Genomic DNA, 22,845 nt, shown 5'->3' with positions numbered 1-22,845 from the left:
CTTCTATGAACTCGCCCAGAAAAACTTTCGATGTGATTGTTGCCGGTGGCGGTCTGGTGGGGATTTCCATTTCCCTTGGGCTGAGACTACGTGGCCTTGATGTGCTCGTGCTTGATGGCTGCGATGACGACAATCGCGCTGCACGAGGCAATTTCGGCCTCATTTGGGTCCAGACCAAGGGCCACACCTTCCGACCCTATGCGCAGCTTTCGCGCAAAGCGGCAAAGATATGGCCGGCCTTTAGTTCGCAGTTAAAAGAATTGAGCGGAATAGACGTCGGCCTGGAGGGCGACGGGGCCTTCTATCTCTGCATGTCGGAGGCGGAATGGAAAGATCGTGCGGAATTGATGAGAAAACAATTCGACAATGATCTTCCCGTGGCTGCCGCCTACGAGATGATGGAGCGCGGCGAACTGGACAAGCATATTCCCGGTCTTGGAAATTCGGTGGTCGGTGGCTGTTACGGCCGTCTGGACGGCGCGGTGAACCCCTTGAAGTTCTTCCGGGCGCTACATTCGGCATTTGGCGCAATTGGTGGCGAATACCGTGCATCCAGCGCTGTCACGGAGATCCGGCCAGCAGGGTCCGACTTCCAGGTAACAGCCGGGAACTCGACATATAGCTGCGCCAAATTGGTGCTGGCCGCAGGACTTGGCAACAACCAGCTGGCACCGATGGTCGACGTCGCAATGGATATACGACCCGTCAGGGGGCAGGTTCTGGCTACGAACAAACTGCCGAAATCGCTGCATTATCCAACCCACACAATCAGGCAGATGAGGGAAGGCGCCTTCATTATCGGCGATTCTCGCGAAGAGGTGGGACTCGATGACGGAACCACGCCGGAGGTCATGTCAGCCATCGCAAGGAAAGCCATAGCGTGTTTTCCGAATCTGGCCGATGCGCAGCTTTTGCGCGCCTGGGGCGGGCTGCGAACATTCACAAAGGATGGGATACCGCTCTACTTGCGCTCCAACTCCTATCCCAATGCCTATGCATTTAACGTTCATAGCGGAGTGACACTTGCTCCCGTGCATGCGCAAGACTTGGCGTCGGCCATTGAAGAAGGAAACTTGGAGGCTCGATTCCCGGACTTTTCAAGGGAGAGATCATGAATTTCCGCCCTATATTTGAGGAAGAGGCCGCCGAGCGGACAATCATCCAGGTCAACGGCGTGCCGGTGACCGCCAGGGTTGGCCAAACGCTTGCACTGGCGCTGCTGGAAAACGGCCTCGACCATTTCAATGTCAATCCGGTATCGGGAAAACGGCGTCTACCCTATTGCATGATGGGCGCCTGCTTTGAATGCCGGATCATTGTCAACGGGGTGGCTGACGTTCTGGCCTGTAGAGCTGAAGTTCGTGATGGCATGGTCATCGAAACGCAGGACAATTGCCGTGAAAAAATATGATCTGGTCGTCATCGGCGCCGGTCCTGCCGGATTGGCCGGCGCGTTAGAGGCGCACGAACTAGGCCTATCTGTCGTGATCCTAGACGACGGGAAACGGCCCGGCGGACAGATTTACCGCAATCTTGAGGACCTGAACGACAATATGCGGTCGGTGCTGGGAAAAAATTACAAAGCTGGCAAAAGATTGCTGAGAACCGCCAAGCACATGGGCCTTGATATTAGGGCAGAAGCGGTGGTCTGGCATATCTCGGCGGAGAAGATGGTATACTTCGTGCATAAAGACGAAGTGGTAGTGGTTGAAGCTGAAGCCATAATGCTTGCCACGGGTGCGCTTGAGCGACCTTTTCCGGTTCCCGGGTGGACCTTGCCAGGCGTCATGACCGCTGGTGCTGCACAAATAGCAATGAAATCCGGCTCGGCCATTCCTGCCGGACGTATCGTACTGGCGGGGTGCGGCCCACTCTTGTATCTCGTCGCGGGCCAGTTGGCCCAGGCTGGGGCCGACGTCCGAGCTGTGCTCGACACTACCCCACGCGGAAACTACTGGCGCGCTATTCGCTATATCAAGCTGGGGTCTACGGGCCTTAGCCAGCTCTTCGACGGTGTTCGGATGATCCGAACTATGTCTGCCTATGGCATCCGCCGGATACTTCAGGTGGAAGACATCCGAATTCTGGGTGAAAACCGTTCGGAAGCAGTCGAATATTCTACTCCTAGCGAGTCCGGAATTATCGAGGCCGATTGCATTCTTCTCCACCAAGGCGTCGTACCTAACATACAGCTGTACAGACATTTAGGCTGCGAGATTAAATGGGCTGATTCACAGCTCTGCTTTCACCCTCTGATCGACGGTAATTGGGAGACTAGCGTGCCTGGCGTATTCGCAGTCGGCGACAATGCATGCATAATGGGAGCAAAGGCAGCCGAATATTCCGCGCGTTTGGCGGCCCTTCACATCGCAGAAAACAAGAAGCGGATTATCGATCCGAAGACCAGGAATTCCATCCAGCGAAAATTCCGCCGCCATACTGAGATACGCAAATTTATTGATACGCTGTATCGACCACCATCACAGTTCCGAATGCCGACGCGGGAAAGTACCGTGATATGCCGCTGCGAGGAAATTACCGCCGGTGAGATCACAGATTTGGCAGCCGCTGGCTGTGTAGGGCCAAACCAGGCCAAATTTTTCACACGATGCGGCATGGGCCCTTGTCAGGGACGCAATTGCGGGCTCACTGTCACCGAATTGTTCGCCCACGCTACAGGAAAGTCGCCGAGCGAGGTGGGATACTACACTATCCGTTCTCCAATACGGCCTTTACCATTGGCAGCCCTCGCCCGTGTCGAAACGAATGGCCTCGCAGCGGATATCGAGTTTTCCTGACGGAGCGTTTGAATTGTTAAGCTCTCAAAAGCTGTGTTCCAGTCGTCGAAACAAGGGGTTCCATGATGAAGTCGAGGCTTTCGGGGGCTCTAACCGACTTCATCCTACGCCAATCGTGTGGTATTAGACAAGAATTGGTCGGCACTCGCTCGGCAGCGGTTGATGAAATTTAATCAAATTGAGGCATATCGCGCTGTGATGCTTGCGGGGAGCGTGAGTGACGCAGCTCATTTCTTGAACGTTTCCCAGCCTGGTATAAGCCGCCTGATCAAGGATCTCGAACGTTCGATTGGATTTGATCTTTTCGACCGAATTCCGGGAAGGATCGTACCTACTCCCGAAGGTGAGGCGTTTTTCAAGTATGTGCAGCGGACTTATTCGGGCATTCAATATCTTGAAGGCGCAGCAAAGGACATCGCCAATCTCAAGCATGACCGGCTCCGCATCGCTTCATTTCCCGCTGCATCACTTGAAGTGGTGCCGAGGTCAATTGTGAGGATGAACGAAGCTTACCCGGACCTGAAGATAAGACTTGAAGTACGCAGCTCGCTTAGGATTCTAGATCTGGTTTCCAGTCGGCAAGTCGATGTCGGCATTGCTGCATTTCCAGTTAATTACCCGGGTGTTATTCTCGAACGTGTGTATGAACCTTTCTGCAAGTGTGTTCTGCCGGCGGGACATCCCAAAAGCGGCCTAAGTAGAATCTCGCTCGAAGACCTGAAGAACGAGACGAATATCGGAATCTCGGAAGACCTTACAATCGGAAAGGCGTTAATTCTGGCCGGGATTGAATCAAACGTAAAGATCGACAACCTGATCGAGACGACCTCCGGGTATACGATTTGCAAAATGGTTGAAATGGGACTGGGTGTCGGTCTGGTTGACCCGCTCGCCGCATCCTTGTTCCGAGAGAGTACCGTGGTGGCTGTTGAATTCAAACCGGATGTTAAGTTCGGGTTTGCGATTGTGCTGTCTGAACACGCTATTCGATCACGCGCCGTGGATAAATACATCAAGATCCTGAATGACACCGTTAAGCGGACGATATATCCGGCGGAGTTTGAGCCTCATACCATTTCCTGACCAACTCAGGATCTAACCCCATCGACACGGAACTTCCCGGTGGCCGTCGAACGTAGATCCGCGCCATGACGCGCGAATCGTCTTTGATGAGCAACCGGCAGTTCGAGCCCCGATATTGGCGCTGAGCGGCTGAAGCGCAAACATCCGCGCTGTCCGACCGTGCTGATTATTTTATTAAAGACCGGACGAATGTTCCGGCGAACAATCGCCGCCGGGGCAAGCGGATATGCAGCCAAGGGCGCACCGGGCTCCGTATCGCGAGTGAAGCCTGTGCAAATGAAGACGCCTTGCGAACGATCGTAGACTTGAGTGGCGGTGGGGTCCAGCCTTTTCTGGCAGGCCGGTTGGCCTTGTAGATTCGACAACCATCGGATATCAGGCAACTGTGTCGCGGGTGTTGACCTCCAGGAAGGAAATGACGCCGGCGACAGCAGGCCCCCGGCGAGTTACGGGCTGCCACGTGAGCGATTTTGAAACCCCTCAGGCAGACGATTCCGCAGACTTCCACCGCCTTGTTGCAACCCAAGCTTTCTCTTCCACATTTTTCGGAGCACAACATTGCACAAGCGCGGAACGCGGTTGAACGAGGCGTGAGTTTCGCGTCCCCCGCGGAGGAATCCTGTCCGCCATTCTTGGGAAAACGCCCCGGCAACCGATACCTCCTGTCGGGTTGGTCGAGTCCGCGACACGGTGCTGGTCGGCCTCGTTTCCTGCGCTTACTGCTGCGCTCGCATTTAAGCCATTGAACAACATTTAGAAAATTTTTCCAAGGCTTCCTCTCGCGCAGTTGGCGCGATTCTTGATGCTCCCTCATCGTAAGGCGGCAGTAGTTCTGCCGACCGATATTTATGTCGTGGTGACGTAGCCATCGACGTACCGAAGCGAAGGAAAGTATCATGCCAATTCCGCGTCAGATCGCATTCTGATAGACGTTTTCGCCCTCTCATCGAGTTTCTATGTTCAGCTTTGTTGGGAACGAGCGTCTTGAAGCGCTGGTCTAGAACCATGAGTCATTTCCGTGTCGATCTGCGCGGGGGCGCTTTTCGCAACGTGTTCGCCTTCATCACTCCCCATTGGATGCGGCAGGCGACCCGGCTCGCAGTCATCATGGCAGCGGTGCTTGCCGCAACGCTGGCTGACCTCTTGACGCCGCTCTATTCGGGCCGTCTCGTCAGTGCTGTTGCCAGTGGTGCTGCCGTGGAAGTGATGGCCTGGGATGCTGCCCTTGCAGCCTTCTCCATGCTGATTGCGCTTGCGCTCGGCGCCCTCGTCATGCGTCAAATCGCCTTCATTAGCATGGTCGATTTGACCTTGAAGATGATGTCCGACATATCGAGCGAGGCGTTCCGTCGCGTTCAGCGCCTTCCGACCGACTGGCACGGCAACAGCTTCGCCGGCGCGACGGTGCGCAAGATCACGCGCGGCATGTGGGCGCTTGATCTTTTGAACGACACGATCCTTGTCGTGTTGTTCCCTTCGCTCATCATGATCGTCGGTTCGACCGTGTTGCTCGGCTGGAACTGGCTGGGCATGGGCCTGATCATCGCTTGCGGCTTGCTCGTCTATGTCGCGCTGACGATTACGTTGTCGCTCGGCTACGTCGCCCCGGCGGCGGGGCTGGCCAATAGCTGGGACACCCGGCTCGGCGGTGTGCTAGCGGACGCAATCAGCTGCAACGCAGTGGTCAAAGGCTTCGGCGCCGAGGTGCGGGAAGACGAGCGTCTCGCGACGGTCATCGCCAAGTGGCGGCACCGGACGCGCCGGACCTGGGCACGCGAGGCGATCAACGGCACGACCCAGGGCATCACGCTGCTCGCGCTGTGGGCGGCGGTGATCGGCTATGCCCTGCATCTATGGTCGCGCGGCCGGGCAACCCCGGGCGATATCGCTTTCATGCTCACCTCTTTCTTCGTCCTGCAGGGCTATCTGCGCGATGTCGGCATGCATGTGCGCAACATCCAGCGCTCGGTCAATGACATGGAGGAGTTGGTCGATATGCAGAGCCAGCCGCTCGGCCTTGCCCAGCGGCTGGGGGCCGAGCCGATCCGGATTACGAAGGGCCGTATTGATTTCGAGAACGTCCATTTCCACTACGGCAACCATCGGCTGCGGCTCTACAGCGATTTCTCGGTGTCGATCAAGGGCGGCGAGCGGGTTGGATTGGTCGGCCCCTCGGGGTCCGGGAAGACCACATTCGTGAAGCTCATCCAGAGGCTCTACGACCTGAACGGCGGCCGGATCCTGATAGACGGCCAGGACATCTCCAAAGTGACCCAGGCGTCGCTTCGTTCGCAGATCGCGATCGTGCATCAGGAACCGATCCTGTTTCATAGGTCGTTTGCCGAGAACATCGCCTACAGCCGGCCCAGTGCGAGCCAGGCCGAGATCGAGGAAGCGGCACGGCTCGCCAACGCGCATGAGTTTATCGCACGCCTGCCGAAGGGCTATGGCACGCTGGTGGGCGAACGCGGCGTGAAACTTTCCGGCGGGGAACGCCAACGGGTGGCGATCGCGCGCGCCTTCCTCGCGAATGCACCCATCCTGATCTTCGATGAGGCGACCTCAAGCCTCGATTCGGAATCGGAGGTGCTGATCCAGAAGGCAATGGAACGGCTAATGGTCGGCAGGACCACGCTGGTCATCGCGCACCGGCTCTCGACGGTACGCGCTCTCGACAGGCTGCTCGTCTTCGACCGCGGCCGCATCATCGAGGAAGGTACCCATGCGGCGTTAGTCCGTCTCGAATGTGGCATTTATCGCCGCCTGTTCGAGCTACAGGCGCTGGAGCTGACGAAGGGCCCTATCTGAGGCCAATGCGGACCGCGGTCGAATGAGGGGCGGCTTCCATTTCCCAAGACGGCGGAGTCCTGTCCGCCGTCTTGGGAAAACAACGGTCAACCGACACCTACTGTCGAGTTTGTCGAGTCCGCGACAGCGAGGGCTGTTCGGCCCAGCTCCTGCTGCACTCTCGTTAAGTCATTGAATATATGCAGGGCGCGTTGTTCTGAGGCTCTTTTCTGCGCAATTGGCACGGTTTTTGGAGCTCCATCGTTGCGAGGCGGCAGAAGCTGAGGACCGACCTTCATGTGTCGTGGGTGAGATCGCGATGGCGATTCACCTAATTTGAACACGTGGGAGCCGTTCTGTGCGGATTGATTTCAGGCCACGGCTTCCGCCGCAGCTTCCGCGCCGCGATCTCTCGCATGTGGCGAACCCTGCTTTGGATGCCCATTATTATGAAGATCGAACGAGGAGATTTCGGATTGCTAAGAATATTCAGACGGAGCGTTGAAGGCTTTCCGGTGATCGAAAGCCCTGCGCCAAATTTCACTGCGCCGGCGGCTGGCCTTTTTACTGTTGTCGCCGCAATCGTCACCGCTACTTTGGCAGCGCCCGCACAACAACTGGAGCAGGAGGAAGTTACGGTCGAAACGATCCCCGCCGGCACCAAGAAAGTCTATCTCGCCGATATGGCGGCCAACCACAATGTCGATGGTCGCCTGTATATTCTCAACGCCGACGATCTTAAATTTCTGGGGATTGTCAGCACCGGCTTTGAGGGGATGATTTACCTTCCCCACCGCGAAAATGAAATTTACGTCGCCACCACGTATTACTCGAAGCTGACGCGTGGAGAGCGCCTGGATCTCCTCGAGGTCTATGATGCCTCGAGCCTTGCGCTCAAGGAAGAAATCGAGATTCCAAAGACACGTGCGCAAGCTGCGAACTATCGGCCGCTCATGCAGGGTTCCGCCGATGACCGCCTCGTCTTTATCCAGAACGCCACGCCGGCAACTTCCATCACTGTCGTGGACATGAATGCCAAGGCGGCCACTGCCGAGGTTTCGAACGACGGCTGCTACGGCACCTATCCGGCATCGGGAAATCCGTTACGCGTTTCCACGATTTGCGGTGACGGCACCTTCGGCACTTACACGCTGGCGCAGGACGGCAGGAGTGCCGAGCGCAAGTCGAGCACAAAGCTCTTCGACGCCGACGAGGAAGCATTGTTCAGCCACGCCGAGCGGGACGGCCGGAGTTGGCTGTTCGTCTCCTACGGCGGCACGGTGTACAGGGTCAACTTGGAAGGCGAGACCGTGGAGTTGCTTGAGACATTCCCGCTCAACGAAGGAGTGGAAGGCAGCTGGCGCCCGGGCGGGGCCCAGCCGATCGCCTATCATTCCGGTTCCGGAGTGCTTTTTGCGCTGATGCATTCAGGCGGTGCGGAGGGCAGCCACAAGAACCCGGCGGAGGAAATTTGGGCCTTCGACGTGCGAAAAAAGGCACTGCTATCGCGTTCACCTACCAAGACAGCGACTGCCCTGACCGTTTCCACCGCGGAGACACCGACCCTGTTTGCAATCAACCCGATCGACGCGACAGTCATCCGGTATACCGCCGATCCCGCGGCGCGGTTCGCGCTCACTGAGACACATGTCGAGAAGGTAGGTGAGACCGTCATACAGGTCGAGGCTGATTGAGCGCCATGCACGAGCTCGATCCCCTAGCCGTCGTCACTTCGATCGGACTTCTCGTTTTGGTGTTCGCGCGCGCTGTTCTTCATAAAATTACGGATTTCGGGAAGTTGCGGCAAACCGTCATCGAATATCGTATCGCGCCGGAGCGATTGGCCGGACCTATCACCGCTGCGCTGACCGGTGCCGAGAGTCTCACCCTGGCATCGCTGCTTACGCCGGGCTTTAGAGGCTTCGGAACGCTGGCGGCGGCGTTCCTTTTATTGGGCTATGGCGCAGCGATGGCGATCAACCTGGCACGCGGGCGCACAAGTATCGATTGCGGCTGCGGCGGCCTCGGTCAGAGCATCTCCTGGGTACTCGTTGGCCGCAACGTCACGCTTGCCGGCCTTGCTGGAGTCGCCGCCGCGCCGGTGGTGGTCCGGCCGTTCGGTGGATTCGATGTAATGCTGATGCCAACGGTCCTCGGGGCGGCTTGGCTGCTTTTGCTTGTTTTCGAGAGGCTGCTGCAGACCTTCTCACATGTACGGGCAGTCGGCGCCTACCGCCGCAGATATGGAAGGGGGCGGACATGACACTTCAGGCGCTGGCTGTCACGGTCTTGATTTTAGGGCTCCTGGTGATCGCCTTGCTGATCCTCGTTCTGGCGCTCGCCCGGCAGGTGGGTGTCCTATTCGAGCGGGTCGCTCCGATCGGGGCGCTCATCACTGACTCAGGCCCCGGCATCGGCGATCCAGTTCCCAAGATGGACCTGACGACGCTCGACGGCCGGTCGATTGCAGTCGGTGTCGCCGGGGATCGAAGCCAGCTCTTCTTTTTCGTGTCGCCGGACTGCCCGGTCTGCAAGCGGCTTTTGCCCATCCTCAAATCGGCCCGAACGGCGGAAGCCGGCTGGCTTGACGTGGTGCTCGCCAGCGATGGCGAACGCAACATCCACGAACGTTTCGTCCGCGAGCGCGACCTTGGAGACTTCCCTTATGTACTGTCTCGTGACTTCGGTATGATTTTTCGTGTCAGTCGGCTGCCCTTCGCCGTGCTGATCGACGGATCGCGCGTGGTGCGCGCGAAGGGGTTGGTGAACAATCGCGAACAGCTCGAGAGCCTTTTCATCGCGAAGGAAATCGGTTCGCCGTCGATCCAGCATTACCTGGACAGGGCGGCTGTTGAATGAGCGTCGAGATTCATTGGAGGCAGAGATGTTAAAGAAATTTTCCAGATTCGTTACCGCTCTCGACGATGTCGCGGAAGCCGGAAGCCGGCGCTCCGCTCAAAGACTTGGGCGGCGCAGCTTTCTGTCGATCCTCGGTGGAGCATTGGTTGGCGGAACCGCGTTACCCATGCTGCCCTTCGATCGAAGCGGCGGACGCGCTCACGCGCGAGGCGTGAAAGACGATATGGCGTGCGAATACTGGCGCTATTGCGCCCTTGACGGATTCCTGTGCACCTGCTGCGGTGGTACGGTCTCGTCGTGCCCGCCGGGGTCGGAACCCTCAGCCGTCACTTGGGTCGGCACCTGCCAAAGCACCCAGGACGGCAAGTCCTATCTCATCAGTTACAATGACTGCTGCGGCGTGACGTCATGCGGTCGCTGTCCTTGCAACTACAATGTCGGCGAGCGACCAGGATACCGGATGGGCGTCCATAACGACATCAACTGGTGCATGGCCAATGACCGGGGCAGTTATCATTGTACCGTCGCTGCCGTGATCGGCGTGTCAGCGGCCGGCTGATCACGCATGGGTATCTGGCCAACCCTCCTGACCGGCATGGTAAGTGCGGGACTATTGAGCTTGATGGGGCACGCATATGCCGGCAGCGATTCCCCGCGGACCCTCTACCTGCTGCGTTGCTCTGGCTGTCACGGCATCGACGGCAGTGGCTCGAAGACTGGCCGTGTGCCCGGGCTCGCGGGCATCAACAAATTGCTCCTGCATCCTGATGGGCGACTGTTTCTCGCCAATGTGCCGGGCGTCAAGAACTCCGGCCTTTCGGACAGTCAGATCGCCCAGCTACTGAACTGGGCGCTCGATCATTGGGGTGATCGCTCGATCAGTGAGATTGGCCCGCCGCTGACCGGCGATGAAATCAGGCGTCTCGAAAAGATTCCCGTGGACGATCTCACTCGCCTGCGCGGCCGCATCGCGGATGACCTCGCAGCTCAAGGCATCGATATCGGGTCTTATTCGGCGCAGTGAGTTCAAATCGGCATCAAGCGGGACCCAGATCCGGCCCACGGCTGTCGAAAAGAGGCACGCCAACCAGGGAGATTGTAGGCAAAATGGCATGGAATAGCGAACGTCTTAGGGCTCTTCATAACAAATATGGAGAAGGCGATAGCGTTGAGCCGTTCGATCCGAAGTTCCGCGGTGTCGCCAACAAGATTTCCTCTGTTCCTGGCTCCGTCGGCGCGCCCTATGCCGGCATCCCCACCTTCCTTGACGCGCCCTACCGCCCGATCGACCCCTCCAATCCCGAGTTCGGCGACATCCAGGTGGCGATCGTCGGCGTGCCGATGGATCTGGGCGTCACCAACCGCACCGGCGCCAGCTTCGGGCCGCGCGCGTTACGCGCTATCGAGCGTATCGGCCCCTACAATCACGTACTCGACTGCGCGCCGGTGTTTGATCTGCACGTCGCAGACATTGGCGACGTCCTCTTTTCCAGCCGCTATCGGCTCGAGCAGTGCCACGCCGACATTGAGGCCTATCTCGACAACATCGTCGCGGCCAGCGTGATACCACTCACGGTCGGTGGCGACCATTCTATCACCCATCCGATCCTCAAGGCGGTCGGCAGAGAACGTCCCGTCGGACTTATTCACATCGACGCTCATTGCGACACCGGCGGTGCTTTCGGCCAGACCAGGTTCCATCACGGTGGCCCTTTTCGCAATGCGGTGCTCGACGGCGTGCTAGATCCGACGCGCGCCATCCAGATCGGTATCCGTGGTGCGGCGGAATATTTTTGGGAATTTTCCTACGAATCCGGCATGACGGTGATTCATGGCGAGGATATCCCCTCTATTGGCATTCCCGCGATCATCGAAAAGGCGCTGCAAATCGTCGGCGACGGCCCCGCTTATCTCTCTTTCGACATTGACAGCTTGGATCCCGCCTTTGCCCCCGGTACGGGGACGCCTGAAGCGGGTGGGCTCTCCACCCGGGAAGTGATGCAGTTCATTCGCGGCCTCAAGGGCATCAACCTTGTCGGCGGCGATGTGGTCGAAGTCGCTCCGCAATATGATGCCACGACCAATACCGCTCAGGCCGGCGCTCAGGTGCTGTTCGAGATGCTGAGCCTGATGGTTTTTAGCCCGTCCATTGCCCACAAGCCGGGCTAGGAAGCCATAGGATCAACCACAACGATGACAACGGAATGGCCAGGGTGGCCGGTTTCAAAAAGGGAGAATGACTATCCCGCTTTAGGCATCGGCCTGGCTCGGGGCTCCTGTCGTCGATCGCGCGAGCGCGTAGTTGACCACCGCTGACGGCGCACGGCCTTCCCCCTGGCCGTCTGCCAGGGCACCTTCAACGGCACCCCGGCTTGTCGTCCCCAACCGAACAAGAGGCTATTTGCAATTTCATGCTGCCGTGCCACGTCGTAAACAACAGCACCGGGCTCGAAGCTTTCCTCTGCGATCCGGATCTTGTCCTCATGCCGCCAGTGCCGACGCCGTTCGGCCCCCCAAAACCTCAATCTTCATCGACCTTAAGGTCGGAGACTCCGACGAATCCCTTTAATCACCCAAGGCAGCGCCCCGCCGGACAGATACTTACGAGCAACTGGCCCTCCCATCTGGGGAACACCGCTCGTTCTAGGCTTTTTTCCCGGAAACCGGGATCATCGGGACCCGAGCGCGTCCAGAACCCGCCGCAGCGCTCCTGTATTCACATCGTACTCGCATGGCAGCAGCATGAACGATCTCTACCGGGACCAATTTGCGAAGGACCGGCATTGGCCCGATCGCACAGGTCCTTGCGCATCGGAAAGAGCTGGCTGACGTGAATACCCGCCGATCACGTGACCTCCGACGCCGTCACGCCGGGCTCAAAGAACGCTGCAACTAGACGCTCCTTTCCCCTCGCCCGACTACCGCCAGCGTCTCTCAACTGATGTGAACACCTCCACACGCATCATAGGGCCGCTCCCCGCCGTCCTTTTCCCTCCATAAAATCAGCGATGCCGACGCCTTCCGCTCAACCCCGCTCCAGTACTATGGCGACTTTCAGACAGACTTGTTGGATATGCGGCATGTAGCCTTAAAGCGATCATGTTGTTTGGAAACGATTTTTCCTTTGGCACGGCACATGCACGGTGATCCGCAACGAATCACGGACTGAGGAGAAAGCCTTGCCGTCCGCACAGCTCATCTCAAACCACACCGTCGTCAAGCTGCCCGTCAGCCAGATTCGACCATCCGAGAAAATCAACATTGAACGTGCTCGGACACTGGCAAAGATGATCACCGAAAAGGGGCGGTGGACCCGGCCTATCTTTGTTGAACATCGCCATTCCGTGATCATGGATGGTCATCATCGCCTTTTCTGTGCCGGCGAGCTCGGTCTCTTGTCTGTTCCATGCGTCTTGCTTTCCTATGATGATCCAAGCTTGCATGTGACCTACTGGTCCAGGCCCGGGCCGGTTGACATGGAAAGTATCATCCAGGCCGGCCTATCCGGCGACCTGATGGGCTTCAAGACGACAAAACACAAGTTACGGATTGCGCTGCCATACTGCTCAATCGAACTCGACGAGCTGAGATGAGGAACGATCAATGTTCCAGAAATACTTTTCTGACGAACCGGGGCCGCTACTCAGCGATTGGACGGTCGATTTACTCAATAGCCGATCCGAACTGGCCGCTTGGGTCGATGGTTTCGGGTCGCCGCTGCATGTGGTGTATCCAGACCAAGCCACCAAAAACTACCTCCAATGGCTGAATGAATTGCGGACCGTCTATGGCGACTGTCAGGTCCAGTTCGCGTTGAAGGCCTGTAAGTCAGCTTCGCTCCTGCGCGCATTCGCACTGGTTGGCGCTGGCGCCGACGTTTCTTCTGCCCACGAGATGGCTTCGGCCTTCATGAACCTAGTTCCAGTGGAGCGCATGTCGATGACGGGGCCGGCGAAGTCCGATTACGAAATCAATCTTTGCATACGCCATAAAGTGGCCATCCATATCGACTGCATCGAAGAACTCAAACGCGTTCTCGCGCTGGCGGACGGCGTGGGAGGTATTGACCGTCTGTTCCTTCGCGCTCGTCCCATAACTGAGCCCGGCTCGCGCTTTGGAATGACCGAGGATCAGCTGGTGGCGTGTCTGACGCTGCTTGAAAAGACAAAGGTAGAGCGGGTTGGCGTGTCATTCCATATCAACGACTACCAGGTTCAGACGCGCGCAGAACAATTGCGCTTCTGCATCGCCTTCCTACGGCGTCTCTGCGCTAAATGCCTGACGCCCGGCGGAATCGACATCGGTGGTGGATATCCCATGCGCTACCTTCAGAGGTTCGATCCGGTTGCATACCGTCGTGGCGTCCACTGGGGCAACGTAGCAAAACCCGGCAACTATCCTTACGTTCCGGAGCTTGCTGGAGCCCAGCACGCGGCTGCAGTGATTCAGATCGCTCTAGCCGACCCGGGAGATCGCGACTTCCTCCACCGTCACCGGCTGCCAATCCTACTGCAGCCTGGTCGCTCCCTTCTAGATCAGTGTGGGATCAGCGCCTTCGATGTGATCGACGTCAAGGACCTTGGAGACCGTCGATTCGGGGTAGTCCTTGATGGTATGTCGTTTTCACTTTCCGAAACCTGGTTTGGCGCTGATTTCGTGCCATCTCCGTTGGTCGTGTGGCGAGAAAAACGCGAGGTGCTGCGACACGATGCAAGCTATTTTCTGGTCGGGCGCAGCTGTCTTGAATCCGATGTCATCCGCTGGCGCGGCCTGGCAATCGAGGGCGGCATCACCCCGGGTGATCTTGTGGTCTTCGCCAATACCGCCGGGTACCAAATGGATTCGAATGAGAGTTCGTTCCACCAAATTCCCTTACCCAAAAAGTTAGCCGCGGTCCGATGTCCTAGCGGGTGGAAGATCTTAGCCGACGAAACCCTCAACAAAGAGGCGATTGCCCCTAATGATCGTCAATAGCATTCTCGAGACTATTGGATGCACGCCCGTGCTGCACATTCCTTTGCGGCGCGGTGAGGTCGGCCTGTATATAAAATTAGAAATGTTCAATCCTACGGGCTCAATGAAGGACCGGATGGCATTGAGCATGGTCAACAGTCTGCCTATCGCGCTAGATGAAGCTGCTGCCAGTATTGTCGAATCCTCGTCAGGGAATACGGCCAGTGCGCTGGCTATGATCTCTGCCGTACGCAGACTCGAATTCACTGCCCTTATGGACTCTCATGCAAGCCTCGATAAGATCCTTACTGTTCGTGCATTCGGCAGCAACGTCCGAGTCGTTGGCAGTGGCGATGGCGCCCTAGCCACCGACCAGCGTGACGAGGAGGCCAGGCGGATTGCCGTCGAAGAGGGTGCTAACTGGACCGAGCAGCACAACAACCCGGCCAACGCCGCCGGCTACATAAGACTAGCGGCTGAATTGCTGGAGGATCTCGGCCCGAGAATTACGCATTTTGTATCGGCCATCGGTACCGGTGGATCGCTTTGCGGCACCGCGCGTCAACTGCGGCTGCATATACCCGGGGTTCAAGTGATTGGCGTGGAACCTGTCGGAAGTATCATCTTTGGCGGTCAGGGCGGGTGCTACCGTCAATCGGGCACTGGTACGCCCGAAGGGGCAAATGTGGGCATGGTGATCGACTACGACGCGATAGATTGGGGTCGGAAAGTATGCGACGACAATGCCTTTTCGATTTGCCACTACTTGGCACAGCGGCACGGATTGCTTGTCGGCGGCTCGACTGGCGGGGCGATCTACGAGGCGCTCAGCGTGGCCCGTGAAGCGCCGGTTGGATCGCGCATCGTGACCCTAGCTTGCGACAGCGGCACAAAGTACCTGGACACAATCTTCAATCAGGACTGGCTGTCGACTCACGATATTCACTTAATTGACGTTGAGGCGGAATTTGCCGAGCTTTTCGCGAGTGCACCGGCTGTGCCGCAGGCGCCCGCTGAGGACAATGGTACGCCTACCAAGAGCCTGAGGTGAGGGCACGGCTGAACAAGCTGATGCTGATGTCCTCGAAAACCGCCACATAGCACGCACCGTCGGGGTTATTAACCAATGGCAAAAAGAGCACTCATTCTGATTGAAGGCGATTCAACGGGTAATGGTCTGTTGTTCGTCCAGGCGGCCCAGCGTCTTGGCCTTCATCCAATTACCCTGTCGGCTGATCCAACTCGGTACGAGTATCTCGCGGCGGAAAGGAATGAGGCAATCCGTCTCGACACAGACAATCTGGACGCGCTGATCCGCGAATGTTGCCGGCTGCTTGCGACCTATGACATTGCTGGCATTACGAGCCCCTGGGAACCATTCTACGCGACAGCTGGAAAGCTCTGCCGGCATTTCAATCTGCCGGGACCGAACCCCGCATCCATTGAACGATGCTGCGATAAATTCATTCAACGTGAACTCCTCGCGGGCGCCGGCGTTCCAATACCTGCTTATCGGGTGGCAGCAAATGCGACGGACGTAGAAAGCGCTGCCGCGGAGATCGGCCTGCCGGTGATTCTCAAGCCAACCGTAGGCAGAGGCAGTAGCGGTGTCCGATTGTGCCGCAACGTCGATGAGCTAGCCGGACACACGGCCTTTCTGTTGAGTGGAAAGCACATATGGCGGTCTCTGCCGAGGATACTAGTCGAAGAATTTGCACAGGGCCCTCAATATACCGCCCATATGATGGGAAATGAGGTCATTGGGATTGCCGCCGCTGACTTCGACCCCCTACCGCATTTCGTCTATCGTGGGTTCACCTTTCCAGCCCCGCTAACTGATGACGAACATGAGCGTATCGTCGATGTTTCGCTGAGTTGTTTGCGAGCTCTCGGCCTTGATTGGGGGCCAACGAACATAGAACTCCGGTGGACAAAGCTTGGCCCGATCGTCATTGAAGTCAATCCGCGTCTTGCTGGCACGCCCGATCCTCAATTGGTTCATCTGGCCTATGGTGTCGATCTCGTCACCGAGCACATCAAGCTTGTCATCGGCAATGAATGGAATTTGCGCAGAAGGCATTCGCACACTGCGGCTGCCCGGTCCCTGGTTCCTGATCGCGATGGCACCCTTGAGTGGATCGACGGCGGCAGTCAAGCAGCTGCTGTACCAGGTATCGCCGAAGTCAAACTGTATGTTGAACCCAAGACGCCGGTCGTCAGGAAAGGCGATGACCGAGACTGGATCGGACACGTTATAGCTGCTTCCCCAAGCGTTGCTCAGACCGAGGCGATACTTCAGCGTGCTGTCGACTTAATCGATTGGTCGATCACACCATTTCCGACCCGTGACGAATAGAAGAATGCCAGCGGGCACACCTCCTCATTTTGATTGATGGAATGGCGAGGAGCTTCCGCTAGGGTCCCGGTAGGGACGATGGTTGCCCATCGCCCCCCGGCCAGATCCGTACATGCGGCACTACCGCACGAAATGTGTTCGAGCACATTTCGTGCGTAATGTGGCTTCGGTAGAGATGTGGCGTCGGCCGCCGCGGGCCAGAGGCGGCAGGCCGGTGAGGATGCCGAGCGCCACATAACAAAGCGGGTTACAGGGACCGAAGGAAGTCCATCAGCGCCGGTTGATCACGCCATCGTTTTGGGATCTTGCCGAGACTCGGCGCCTCGCATTTTTCGAGCGCCTTAGCCTTGGTCTCGAAGTCGACCTCTGCATAGACGTTCGTGGTGTCCAGCGAGACGTGCCCGAGCCATCCGCGGACTGTGTTGATGTCGACGCCGGCGCGCAGGAGATGGGTCGCCGTGGTGTGGCGGATGGAGTGAGGGCTTACGCGCTTTGTCGCCAACGACGGCATTTTGGCGACGACCTTGAGGCCATAACGCTCGACGGCGGTATGGATCCCGAAGCGAGTGATGGGTTGGCCGCAGCGATTGAGGAAGACGGATCGAGAAGGTGCTCTGTCAGCGACGAGTGCCCGTAACTCGATGACGGTGGCGGTCCACAATGGGCAATATCTCTGCTTGCCACCCTTGCCATGGATTTTGACGCTGGGGGCGTTCAGGTCCAGGTCCGTCACCTTGACGCCGACCGCCTCTGACGCTCTCGCACCAGTGTTGTAGAGGAACAGCAGCAGGGCGTAGTCGCGCCGACCCTGCTCCGTCCGCCGATCTGGAGCGGCGAGCAAGGCGTCGATCTCCGCCTTTTCGAGGTAAGGAACGACCGCCTGATCGGTCTTCTTGAACGGGATCGAACGGATCTGGCCCGACCATTCGATGTGGACGGGGCTATGCTCGCCGACAAAGCCAGCGAATGCCCGAACGGCGGCAAGACGTTGATTGCGGGTGGCGATCGAACATCGACGCGTCACTTCGATATCGGTCAAGAAGGCGCGGATTAGCTCGGCCGATAGATCGACGACATTCAGGCGATCAATAGACTTGCCGACCCGCTTCGCAACGAACGGGAGAAGCTGACATAAGCCGTCGCGGTAACCCTGCTGGGTGTTGCGGGCGAGATTGCGTTCGGCAACCACGTGTTCGAGTAGGAACCGCCGGATCCAGGGGCCAAGGAGCGCCTCGTCACGCATTGGGCATCTCCATGGCGTAATGCTCAAAGCGTGCGCTGGCCTCACGCAGAAGATCCGGGGTTAGGGTTAGGTATCGCTGCGTGCCCGAGATGTTGACGTGGCCAAGGTAGGTGGAGAGCTTGGGCAGAAGCCGTTGGACGTCGGCGCCTTGGCGATACCAGGAGAGGAGGCGATGAACTGCAAAACTGTGACGAAGGTCATGCAAGCGAGGCTGACGTCGCGGCCCGGCGCCGGCGCACACGACACTCGCTTTGACGCGTAATCGGCAGAACACCCTCTCAGCGTGTTGCAGGGTCACAGGGGCGCCCTGGCGCGTGAGGAACCAGAGGGATTCTGCAGACTGGCCGTCGCGGCGGCGAGAAGCGTGCCGGGATAAGATGCGCACGAGGTCGTGGCCGATCGGAGCCAGTCTGGTCTTGTAAAACTTGCTCTCGCGGACGCACAGGACCCCTTCCTCGAGGTCGACGTCGGCTAATGTGAGGGACAGTGCCTCGCCAAGGCGAAGCCCCGCGCCGTAAAGGAGAAGCAGGAGCGTTCGGTATGTGTCCGGATCAATAGGACAGCGCGGATGGTCGATCAGGACGACGGCGTCGAGTAAACGACCGATCTCCTCTCGGGAGTAAATATAGGGAACGAAGGCTTCCGTCGGCTTGGGGACTGCGCGTGGCAACGGCCATATGTTTGTATGCCCCCGGGCCATCGCGAACCGATAGAACCCCGCCAGAACAGAATGCTTTCGTTCCCAGAAACGGGTCACCGGGCCGCGTCCCGCCAGAAAGGCCAACACTCGGTCGGCCGTCACCTCCGGCAGAGGTCTGTCGCCGACGAAGCGACAGAACGACTTGAGCGTGCGCACCTCCGTGCGGAAGCGCATTCCGATTGCTTGCCGGTGATCGACAAAGCTGGCGATAATTTCTGAAAGGATCATGCCAGTCCTCCCAGATCGAACGCCCCGACCTCGCGCAGTCCGGCAAGGTCGACCCTGGCGTAGGTGCGGGTCGCAAAGGCGCTGCGATGGCCGAGATGGTCCCCGATCTCCTTCAGGCTCAGACCTTGCGCGACAAGGTGGGTGGCGCACGCGTGGCGAAGTCCATGAGGGCCAAAATGCATCGACTGAACGCCTAGGGCGCTCAGTCGGCTTGCAACCACATAGTACACGGCGCCCGCCGACAGCGGCCGGAACGGGGCCTTGAGGGTGAGGAAGACCTCATGGCGACGGCAGCGGGGGCGCGCCAGTTGAAGGTAACTCACAACAGCGTCGCCGACGGAGGTCAACAGGGGGTAGTATTGCGTCTTGCGCTGCTTGGACCGGGTCACCTTGATGACCTCTCTCGTCCAATCGATGTCTTCGAGACAAAGACCGCGGACTTCGCCGCTTCGCAGTCCGTAGATCGCGAGCAGCTTTAGAATCGCGTGGTCACGGACGTCACGCGCGGTCCTGTCCCTCGTGCTCTCAAGGAGCCGCTGGACATCGGGCCATGCCGGGCCCATCGGCAAAGCTTCTTCCCTGAACAGTCGCGGCGCGTCGATCGCTGCGGCGATTCCGGGGCAACACCATTGTCGACGCTGAGCATGGCGGAAGAACGCCCGCAGGGCGTGCGCGCTCGTCGCTACCGACACCCGAGACCACCCGTCGCGACCCTTTACGTCGAGGAAAGCGTCTACGTCTGCAACGGTGATGTCGGCGATCGAAGATTTTTCGACGCCTAAATGTTCGAGGAAAGTCTCTACCTGCCAGCGTTGGTTGGCTAGGGTGCTCGCCGACAAGCCACGCTCATCATGTTGATAGGCGATGAAGTCGTCGACCTTTTCACAATGGGCCTTCGGTTCGTCGGGAGCCGGTTCGTCAAGCTGGCCAAGAAAGCAAAGCCACGCTGCGGCGACGTCGTGGAACAAACGCCGTGACCACTTCTCACCGCAGGCTCTGTTTCGCGCGTGCTGGTATCAGGCCCAAGATTGAGCGGCCGCGTCGATCTCGGCCTGCCTGACGCACCTGCCGCCGGACAGGTCCAGCCGCTCCGCAATGACCAGCAGCTCGCGGGCTGTGCGCAGCAAAGTCTCACGAGCCGCACGCTGATCGGCGAGATGCTTGAGATAGCGCAGCCGCTTCGAGGCCTCGGGCCCGTCATGGTGACGCGCTACGACCTTCGGGTAGGCGAATAAGTCCTCGAACATGCCTCGGATCTCCAGTGAGGTGGGAAATCCGATCACCTATATCCAGTTTGTGATGTGGCGCTCGGCATCCTCACCGGCCTGCCGCCTCTGGCCCGCGGCGGCCGACGCCACATCTCTACCGAAGCCACATACGCACCAAATGTGCTCGAACACATTTCGTGCGGGAAAGCCGCCCGCGTGGATCTGTGCCGGGGGCGCACAGCAATGAGCGTCCCTACCGCGAAACTCTCATCCTGATCGGGTTCTTCCGCATACTCATTGTCGGATCCTCGACGATGTTAGGACATGAGACGCAGCGTTCTATGAGTGATCGTGTTGTTTTGACACGATATTCTGGTTTGGTACGATGCATGCAGGGCTATCCCCAACGCGTTGAGGCAAGGAATGAGGAGACATCAACCATGACCAGGCCCGCCCAACATGCGGTCTACCCGCGAAAACTGAGCTTTCCGAGCCGACGGAAGATATTGCGCATTACAGCGGCACATCCGGCATCTCTCAACTAGCAGGTGTTTTCAGGCCCCGGCTTTGATTTGTCGTTTTGCCGGATTGAGCCGCGCGGAGAGACAGCCACCGTGTGGGCGCAGCTCTCGGCGCGAAGGCGGTGACGGCGATAGCACGGCTCGCGGGCAATCGGATACATGCACGCCGCATTGCACAAATCCGTCTGCGCAACGAACTCCAACAACGGATTGCCAAATCGAATTGGGAGAAAGACATGCTGATCAACCAAGGAGAACTTGCTAACCTCACGGCTGAATTCTGGTGGGGCCACGCAGCGATTTCGCACGTTCTGTCGAAGTTCGAAGCCGAGACAGAAACCCGCCCTAGGTTTCCCTGTATTTTCGGGCAGAACGCGGTCAAACGAGGCAATTTACGCTTCCTCCTCATTCCATACAAATTCGAGACTTCACAATATGACCTTGGTGTTTTGGCTTCTGGGCTACGCACCTACATCGCACACACTAATATTCGCTCCGTCGACCTCAACCACCATTGCCCACTACTAGTGCTTTTTGAGCCAATAACCACTCTTATAGCCACAGATCATTTCAAGAAGGTATTCATAGAAGCGATGCAGTTTCTACTGGATGAGGATGACGGAACTTGGCCTGCGAACGTATCCAAGGATCCTGCGCATCATACTTGGACGATTCGTTCCAGAGCACGATAGCATGTCGATCTGAATGCCCTGTTGAAAATAAATAATTAAATGATCGAGTTTGGATGGCGTGGTCATCGACTTATGAATTTGTCGTGTAACGCCTCATCCGGAGGGACAACCCTGTTCTCTGCCCCTGCGGCAGGCAGGCCCTGCAATCGTTGCCCCATACCATTTCGAATGACCTGGTTCAGATCGACCAGAAGCGAAACCTCGACGCCCCGGTTTCAAGACGTGGAGGATTTCCCGGCTTTGGAACGATGTTAGGCGGCTGCGCAGTCCACGATTCGCATTGCCGATTACGCTCAAAACGGGCCGCAAGGCTTGGCCCCCGCGGGTCGGCGAGGATCCAATCTCTATCTCCTGTTCGAACTGGAAAAGGCGCCGGGTAATACGCCGCACTCTGCAGCCGGTACCGCCAAAGGCGGTACCATGCCCCCAGTCTACATCGAAATAGGAGGCTCTGTGTCATGCTCATGAGGTTCGCGTTCGCAATTTTCGCCGGCGGCGTGCTCGCTTCCTTCGCCCTGCCCGATCAGGAAGCCGGCCTTCGCCTGCTCAGCTTTTCCACTGCTTTCTTGATCCTGTCCCTCGCCGCCGTCTGTGTCATCGAATTTCTAACTCGCAGTATCGGACGTTATCGTCTTCGCTCGTCGCTACAGCCGTCGCGCTATGATGACGATCTTCCTTTGCATGACGCTGCAAAATTCGAGCGCTCCGCCTGGTCGACGTCCGGCGTCAACCCTAAGGATCCGAACCTGGTTTGGCAGTATCGCGTCAACGATCAGCGTCTTGGCCGCTTCAAACTTTAACAGGCCCTACCATGCCAGGATCTGCTCAATCACGCGCACAGACGATCCTCCTGTTCCGTCAGGTCTGCGATCTCCTGATACGGTAGCCTCAAATGATTCAACGCTTGCGCACGGCGGCGTCCCGAATTCCCAAAAGGCCCATACCGAGACGCCCAGGACGCCGCCAATGTGCCGATCGTCCGAAGGTCGGGTTTCGCGCGCCCGCGCGCAGTGATAAAGCGTTTCCTGCGTAGACACCACTATGCTGCGGTTCGCGCACAAGTGGTTCTCGTAATTACCTGATGCAACGGCTCCTGGTCGCCAATCTCGAGGTTCGCGAATGGCGCTCTCAGCGATGCAGGCTTGGGCCACCTGGCCGAGGCGATCCTGCGGTCACGACAGCTAAGTGCTGGCCCTTGCTCTCTTGTCCCAGATGCCGGATGCCCAATGCGGCGGGCGGCGCGAGGAAAACCCCCTCGCCTTCCTTTCCCCTCCCTTACACGTTGATTGGCGGGTATCCAGGCGCCCGGCCCGAAGGTTCTCGGTTGTGTGCGTCAAGTTCTGCAAAATGGGGCAGCCATGATGCTGGTCATGCGGCTTGGCGCAGAGCGAGCTTCTTGTGCTCGCGCAGGTCGTCC

22 protein-coding genes are annotated in these 22,845 nt (G+C 58.2%); 17 read left to right on the top strand and 5 right to left on the bottom strand.

The features are described 5' to 3' along the window. Positions 1-5: 5 nt before the first annotated feature. From NKI31_RS30200 to speB, 11 genes are all read left to right on the top strand, one after another. Positions 6-1,115, top strand: coding sequence for an NAD(P)/FAD-dependent oxidoreductase (locus NKI31_RS30200; RefSeq protein ID WP_352653297.1), 1,110 nt, complete (start codon positions 6-8; stop codon positions 1,113-1,115). Beyond that, positions 1,112-1,411 (top strand): (2Fe-2S)-binding protein, encoded by a 300-nt coding sequence (locus tag NKI31_RS30195; protein ID WP_292493411.1) that lies wholly within the window; start codon positions 1,112-1,114, stop codon positions 1,409-1,411. Before NKI31_RS30200 ends, NKI31_RS30195 begins: the two co-directional genes overlap by 4 nt. Beyond that, entirely contained in the window at positions 1,398-2,798 is a 1,401-nt protein-coding gene (locus NKI31_RS30190) for an FAD/NAD(P)-dependent oxidoreductase (protein WP_352653296.1), read from the top strand. Before NKI31_RS30195 ends, NKI31_RS30190 begins: the two co-directional genes overlap by 14 nt. A gap of 162 nt (positions 2,799-2,960) precedes the next feature. Continuing rightward, positions 2,961-3,881, top strand: a complete 921-nt coding sequence (locus NKI31_RS30185) for a LysR family transcriptional regulator (RefSeq protein WP_352653295.1) — start codon at positions 2,961-2,963, stop codon at positions 3,879-3,881. 1,005 nt (positions 3,882-4,886) lie between these two features. Further along, positions 4,887-6,689 carry an ABC transporter ATP-binding protein gene (locus NKI31_RS30180; RefSeq protein WP_352653294.1) on the top strand — a complete coding sequence of 601 codons (1,803 nt, stop codon included), beginning with the start codon at positions 4,887-4,889 and terminating at the stop codon, positions 6,687-6,689. A gap of 428 nt (positions 6,690-7,117) precedes the next feature. Next, positions 7,118-8,362 (top strand): amine dehydrogenase large subunit, encoded by a 1,245-nt coding sequence (locus NKI31_RS30175; protein ID WP_352653293.1) that lies wholly within the window; start codon positions 7,118-7,120, stop codon positions 8,360-8,362. 5 nt (positions 8,363-8,367) lie between these two features. Beyond that, positions 8,368-8,931: a MauE/DoxX family redox-associated membrane protein gene (locus tag NKI31_RS30170; protein WP_352653304.1), complete on the top strand. Its 564-nt coding sequence runs from the start codon at positions 8,368-8,370 to the stop codon at positions 8,929-8,931. Beyond that, a complete protein-coding gene (locus NKI31_RS30165) occupies positions 8,928-9,527 on the top strand; it encodes a thioredoxin domain-containing protein (protein WP_352653292.1) in 600 nt (199 codons plus the stop codon). The genes NKI31_RS30170 and NKI31_RS30165 overlap by 4 nt, the downstream gene beginning before the upstream one ends. A 25-nt stretch (positions 9,528-9,552) precedes the next feature. After that, positions 9,553-10,086, top strand: coding sequence for a methylamine dehydrogenase light chain (locus NKI31_RS30160; RefSeq protein ID WP_352653291.1), 534 nt, complete (start codon positions 9,553-9,555; stop codon positions 10,084-10,086). Between the two features lie 6 nt (positions 10,087-10,092). After that, positions 10,093-10,551, top strand: coding sequence for a c-type cytochrome (locus NKI31_RS30155; protein WP_352653290.1), 459 nt, complete (start codon positions 10,093-10,095; stop codon positions 10,549-10,551). 83 nt (positions 10,552-10,634) lie between these two features. Further along, positions 10,635-11,696 carry an agmatinase gene (speB, locus tag NKI31_RS30150; protein WP_352653289.1) on the top strand — a complete coding sequence of 354 codons (1,062 nt, stop codon included), beginning with the start codon at positions 10,635-10,637 and terminating at the stop codon, positions 11,694-11,696. 71 nt (positions 11,697-11,767) lie between these two features. Here the strand turns inward: speB and NKI31_RS30145 are convergent, their stop codons facing one another. Beyond that, positions 11,768-12,052 (bottom strand): transposase, encoded by a 285-nt coding sequence (locus NKI31_RS30145; protein WP_352653288.1) that lies wholly within the window; start codon positions 12,050-12,052, stop codon positions 11,768-11,770. A 654-nt stretch (positions 12,053-12,706) separates the two neighbouring features. Between NKI31_RS30145 and NKI31_RS30140 the strand changes: the two genes are divergently transcribed. The 4 genes from NKI31_RS30140 to NKI31_RS30125 all read left to right on the top strand — a co-directional run bounded on the left by NKI31_RS30140 (position 12,707) and on the right by NKI31_RS30125 (position 16,836). Continuing rightward, positions 12,707-13,120 (top strand): ParB N-terminal domain-containing protein, encoded by a 414-nt coding sequence (locus NKI31_RS30140; protein ID WP_352653287.1) that lies wholly within the window; start codon positions 12,707-12,709, stop codon positions 13,118-13,120. A 10-nt stretch (positions 13,121-13,130) separates the two neighbouring features. Continuing rightward, on the top strand, positions 13,131-14,501 hold the full coding sequence (locus NKI31_RS30135; protein WP_352653286.1) for a type III PLP-dependent enzyme domain-containing protein: 1,371 nt from the start codon (positions 13,131-13,133) through the stop codon (positions 14,499-14,501). After that, a complete protein-coding gene (locus NKI31_RS30130; protein ID WP_352653285.1) occupies positions 14,488-15,531 on the top strand; it encodes a PLP-dependent cysteine synthase family protein in 1,044 nt (347 codons plus the stop codon). Before NKI31_RS30135 ends, NKI31_RS30130 begins: the two co-directional genes overlap by 14 nt. A 75-nt stretch (positions 15,532-15,606) precedes the next feature. Then, complete coding sequence (locus NKI31_RS30125; protein ID WP_352653284.1) at positions 15,607-16,836, top strand: ATP-grasp domain-containing protein; 1,230 nt, start codon at positions 15,607-15,609, stop codon at positions 16,834-16,836. A gap of 247 nt (positions 16,837-17,083) precedes the next feature. Here NKI31_RS30125 and NKI31_RS30120 read toward each other — a convergent pair whose 3' ends face one another. From NKI31_RS30120 to NKI31_RS30105, 4 genes are read right to left on the bottom strand one after another with little or no spacing between them, the layout of a single operon-like run. Beyond that, a complete protein-coding gene (locus NKI31_RS30120) occupies positions 17,084-18,079 on the bottom strand; it encodes a tyrosine-type recombinase/integrase (protein ID WP_352653283.1) in 996 nt (331 codons plus the stop codon). After that, a complete protein-coding gene (locus tag NKI31_RS30115) occupies positions 18,072-19,007 on the bottom strand; it encodes a tyrosine-type recombinase/integrase (RefSeq protein WP_352653282.1) in 936 nt (311 codons plus the stop codon). Before NKI31_RS30115 ends, NKI31_RS30120 begins: the two co-directional genes overlap by 8 nt. After that, entirely contained in the window at positions 19,004-19,975 is a 972-nt protein-coding gene (locus tag NKI31_RS30110; RefSeq protein ID WP_352653281.1) for a tyrosine-type recombinase/integrase, read from the bottom strand. Before NKI31_RS30110 ends, NKI31_RS30115 begins: the two co-directional genes overlap by 4 nt. A gap of 48 nt (positions 19,976-20,023) precedes the next feature. Then, positions 20,024-20,254 (bottom strand): hypothetical protein, encoded by a 231-nt coding sequence (locus NKI31_RS30105; RefSeq protein ID WP_352653280.1) that lies wholly within the window; start codon positions 20,252-20,254, stop codon positions 20,024-20,026. Positions 20,255-20,831: 577 nt separating this feature from the next. Here NKI31_RS30105 and NKI31_RS30100 point away from each other — a divergent pair. Both NKI31_RS30100 and NKI31_RS30095 read left to right on the top strand, forming a co-directional pair. After that, positions 20,832-21,428, top strand: a complete 597-nt coding sequence (locus NKI31_RS30100; RefSeq protein ID WP_352653279.1) for a YqcI/YcgG family protein — start codon at positions 20,832-20,834, stop codon at positions 21,426-21,428. A 458-nt stretch (positions 21,429-21,886) separates the two neighbouring features. Then, complete coding sequence (locus NKI31_RS30095; protein WP_352653278.1) at positions 21,887-22,228, top strand: hypothetical protein; 342 nt, start codon at positions 21,887-21,889, stop codon at positions 22,226-22,228. The last annotated feature ends 617 nt before the right edge of the window (positions 22,229-22,845 follow it).

The organism is Mesorhizobium sp. M0659 (assembly GCF_040320605.1).
Taxonomy (GTDB): Bacteria; Pseudomonadota; Alphaproteobacteria; order Rhizobiales; family Rhizobiaceae; genus Mesorhizobium.
Note: the sequence above shows the minus strand (reverse complement) of the source record. Positions and strands in the feature narration are given on the sequence as shown.

What these genes read in the sequence shown, in the direction of transcription:
- NKI31_RS30200 (WP_352653297.1), top strand. Translation starts at nt 6, where the DNA reads ATGAACTCGCCCAGAAAAACTTTCGATGTGATTGTTGCCGGTGGCGGT.
- NKI31_RS30195 (WP_292493411.1), top strand. Translation starts at nt 1,112, where the DNA reads ATGAATTTCCGCCCTATATTTGAGGAAGAGGCCGCCGAGCGGACAATC.
- NKI31_RS30185 (WP_352653295.1), top strand. Translation starts at nt 2,961, where the DNA reads ATGAAATTTAATCAAATTGAGGCATATCGCGCTGTGATGCTTGCGGGG.
- NKI31_RS30180 (WP_352653294.1), top strand. Translation starts at nt 4,887, where the DNA reads ATGAGTCATTTCCGTGTCGATCTGCGCGGGGGCGCTTTTCGCAACGTG.
- NKI31_RS30175 (WP_352653293.1), top strand. Translation starts at nt 7,118, where the DNA reads ATGAAGATCGAACGAGGAGATTTCGGATTGCTAAGAATATTCAGACGG.
- NKI31_RS30170 (WP_352653304.1), top strand. Translation starts at nt 8,368, where the DNA reads ATGCACGAGCTCGATCCCCTAGCCGTCGTCACTTCGATCGGACTTCTC.
- NKI31_RS30165 (WP_352653292.1), top strand. Translation starts at nt 8,928, where the DNA reads ATGACACTTCAGGCGCTGGCTGTCACGGTCTTGATTTTAGGGCTCCTG.
- NKI31_RS30160 (WP_352653291.1), top strand. Translation starts at nt 9,553, where the DNA reads ATGTTAAAGAAATTTTCCAGATTCGTTACCGCTCTCGACGATGTCGCG.
- NKI31_RS30155 (WP_352653290.1), top strand. Translation starts at nt 10,093, where the DNA reads ATGGGTATCTGGCCAACCCTCCTGACCGGCATGGTAAGTGCGGGACTA.
- speB (WP_352653289.1), top strand. Translation starts at nt 10,635, where the DNA reads ATGGCATGGAATAGCGAACGTCTTAGGGCTCTTCATAACAAATATGGA.
- NKI31_RS30135 (WP_352653286.1), top strand. Translation starts at nt 13,131, where the DNA reads ATGTTCCAGAAATACTTTTCTGACGAACCGGGGCCGCTACTCAGCGAT.
- NKI31_RS30130 (WP_352653285.1), top strand. Translation starts at nt 14,488, where the DNA reads ATGATCGTCAATAGCATTCTCGAGACTATTGGATGCACGCCCGTGCTG.
- NKI31_RS30125 (WP_352653284.1), top strand. Translation starts at nt 15,607, where the DNA reads ATGGCAAAAAGAGCACTCATTCTGATTGAAGGCGATTCAACGGGTAAT.
- NKI31_RS30120 (WP_352653283.1), bottom strand. Translation starts at nt 18,079, where the DNA reads ATGCGTGACGAGGCGCTCCTTGGCCCCTGGATCCGGCGGTTCCTACTC.
- NKI31_RS30115 (WP_352653282.1), bottom strand. Translation starts at nt 19,007, where the DNA reads ATGATCCTTTCAGAAATTATCGCCAGCTTTGTCGATCACCGGCAAGCA.
- NKI31_RS30105 (WP_352653280.1), bottom strand. Translation starts at nt 20,254, where the DNA reads ATGTTCGAGGACTTATTCGCCTACCCGAAGGTCGTAGCGCGTCACCAT.
- NKI31_RS30095 (WP_352653278.1), top strand. Translation starts at nt 21,887, where the DNA reads ATGCTCATGAGGTTCGCGTTCGCAATTTTCGCCGGCGGCGTGCTCGCT.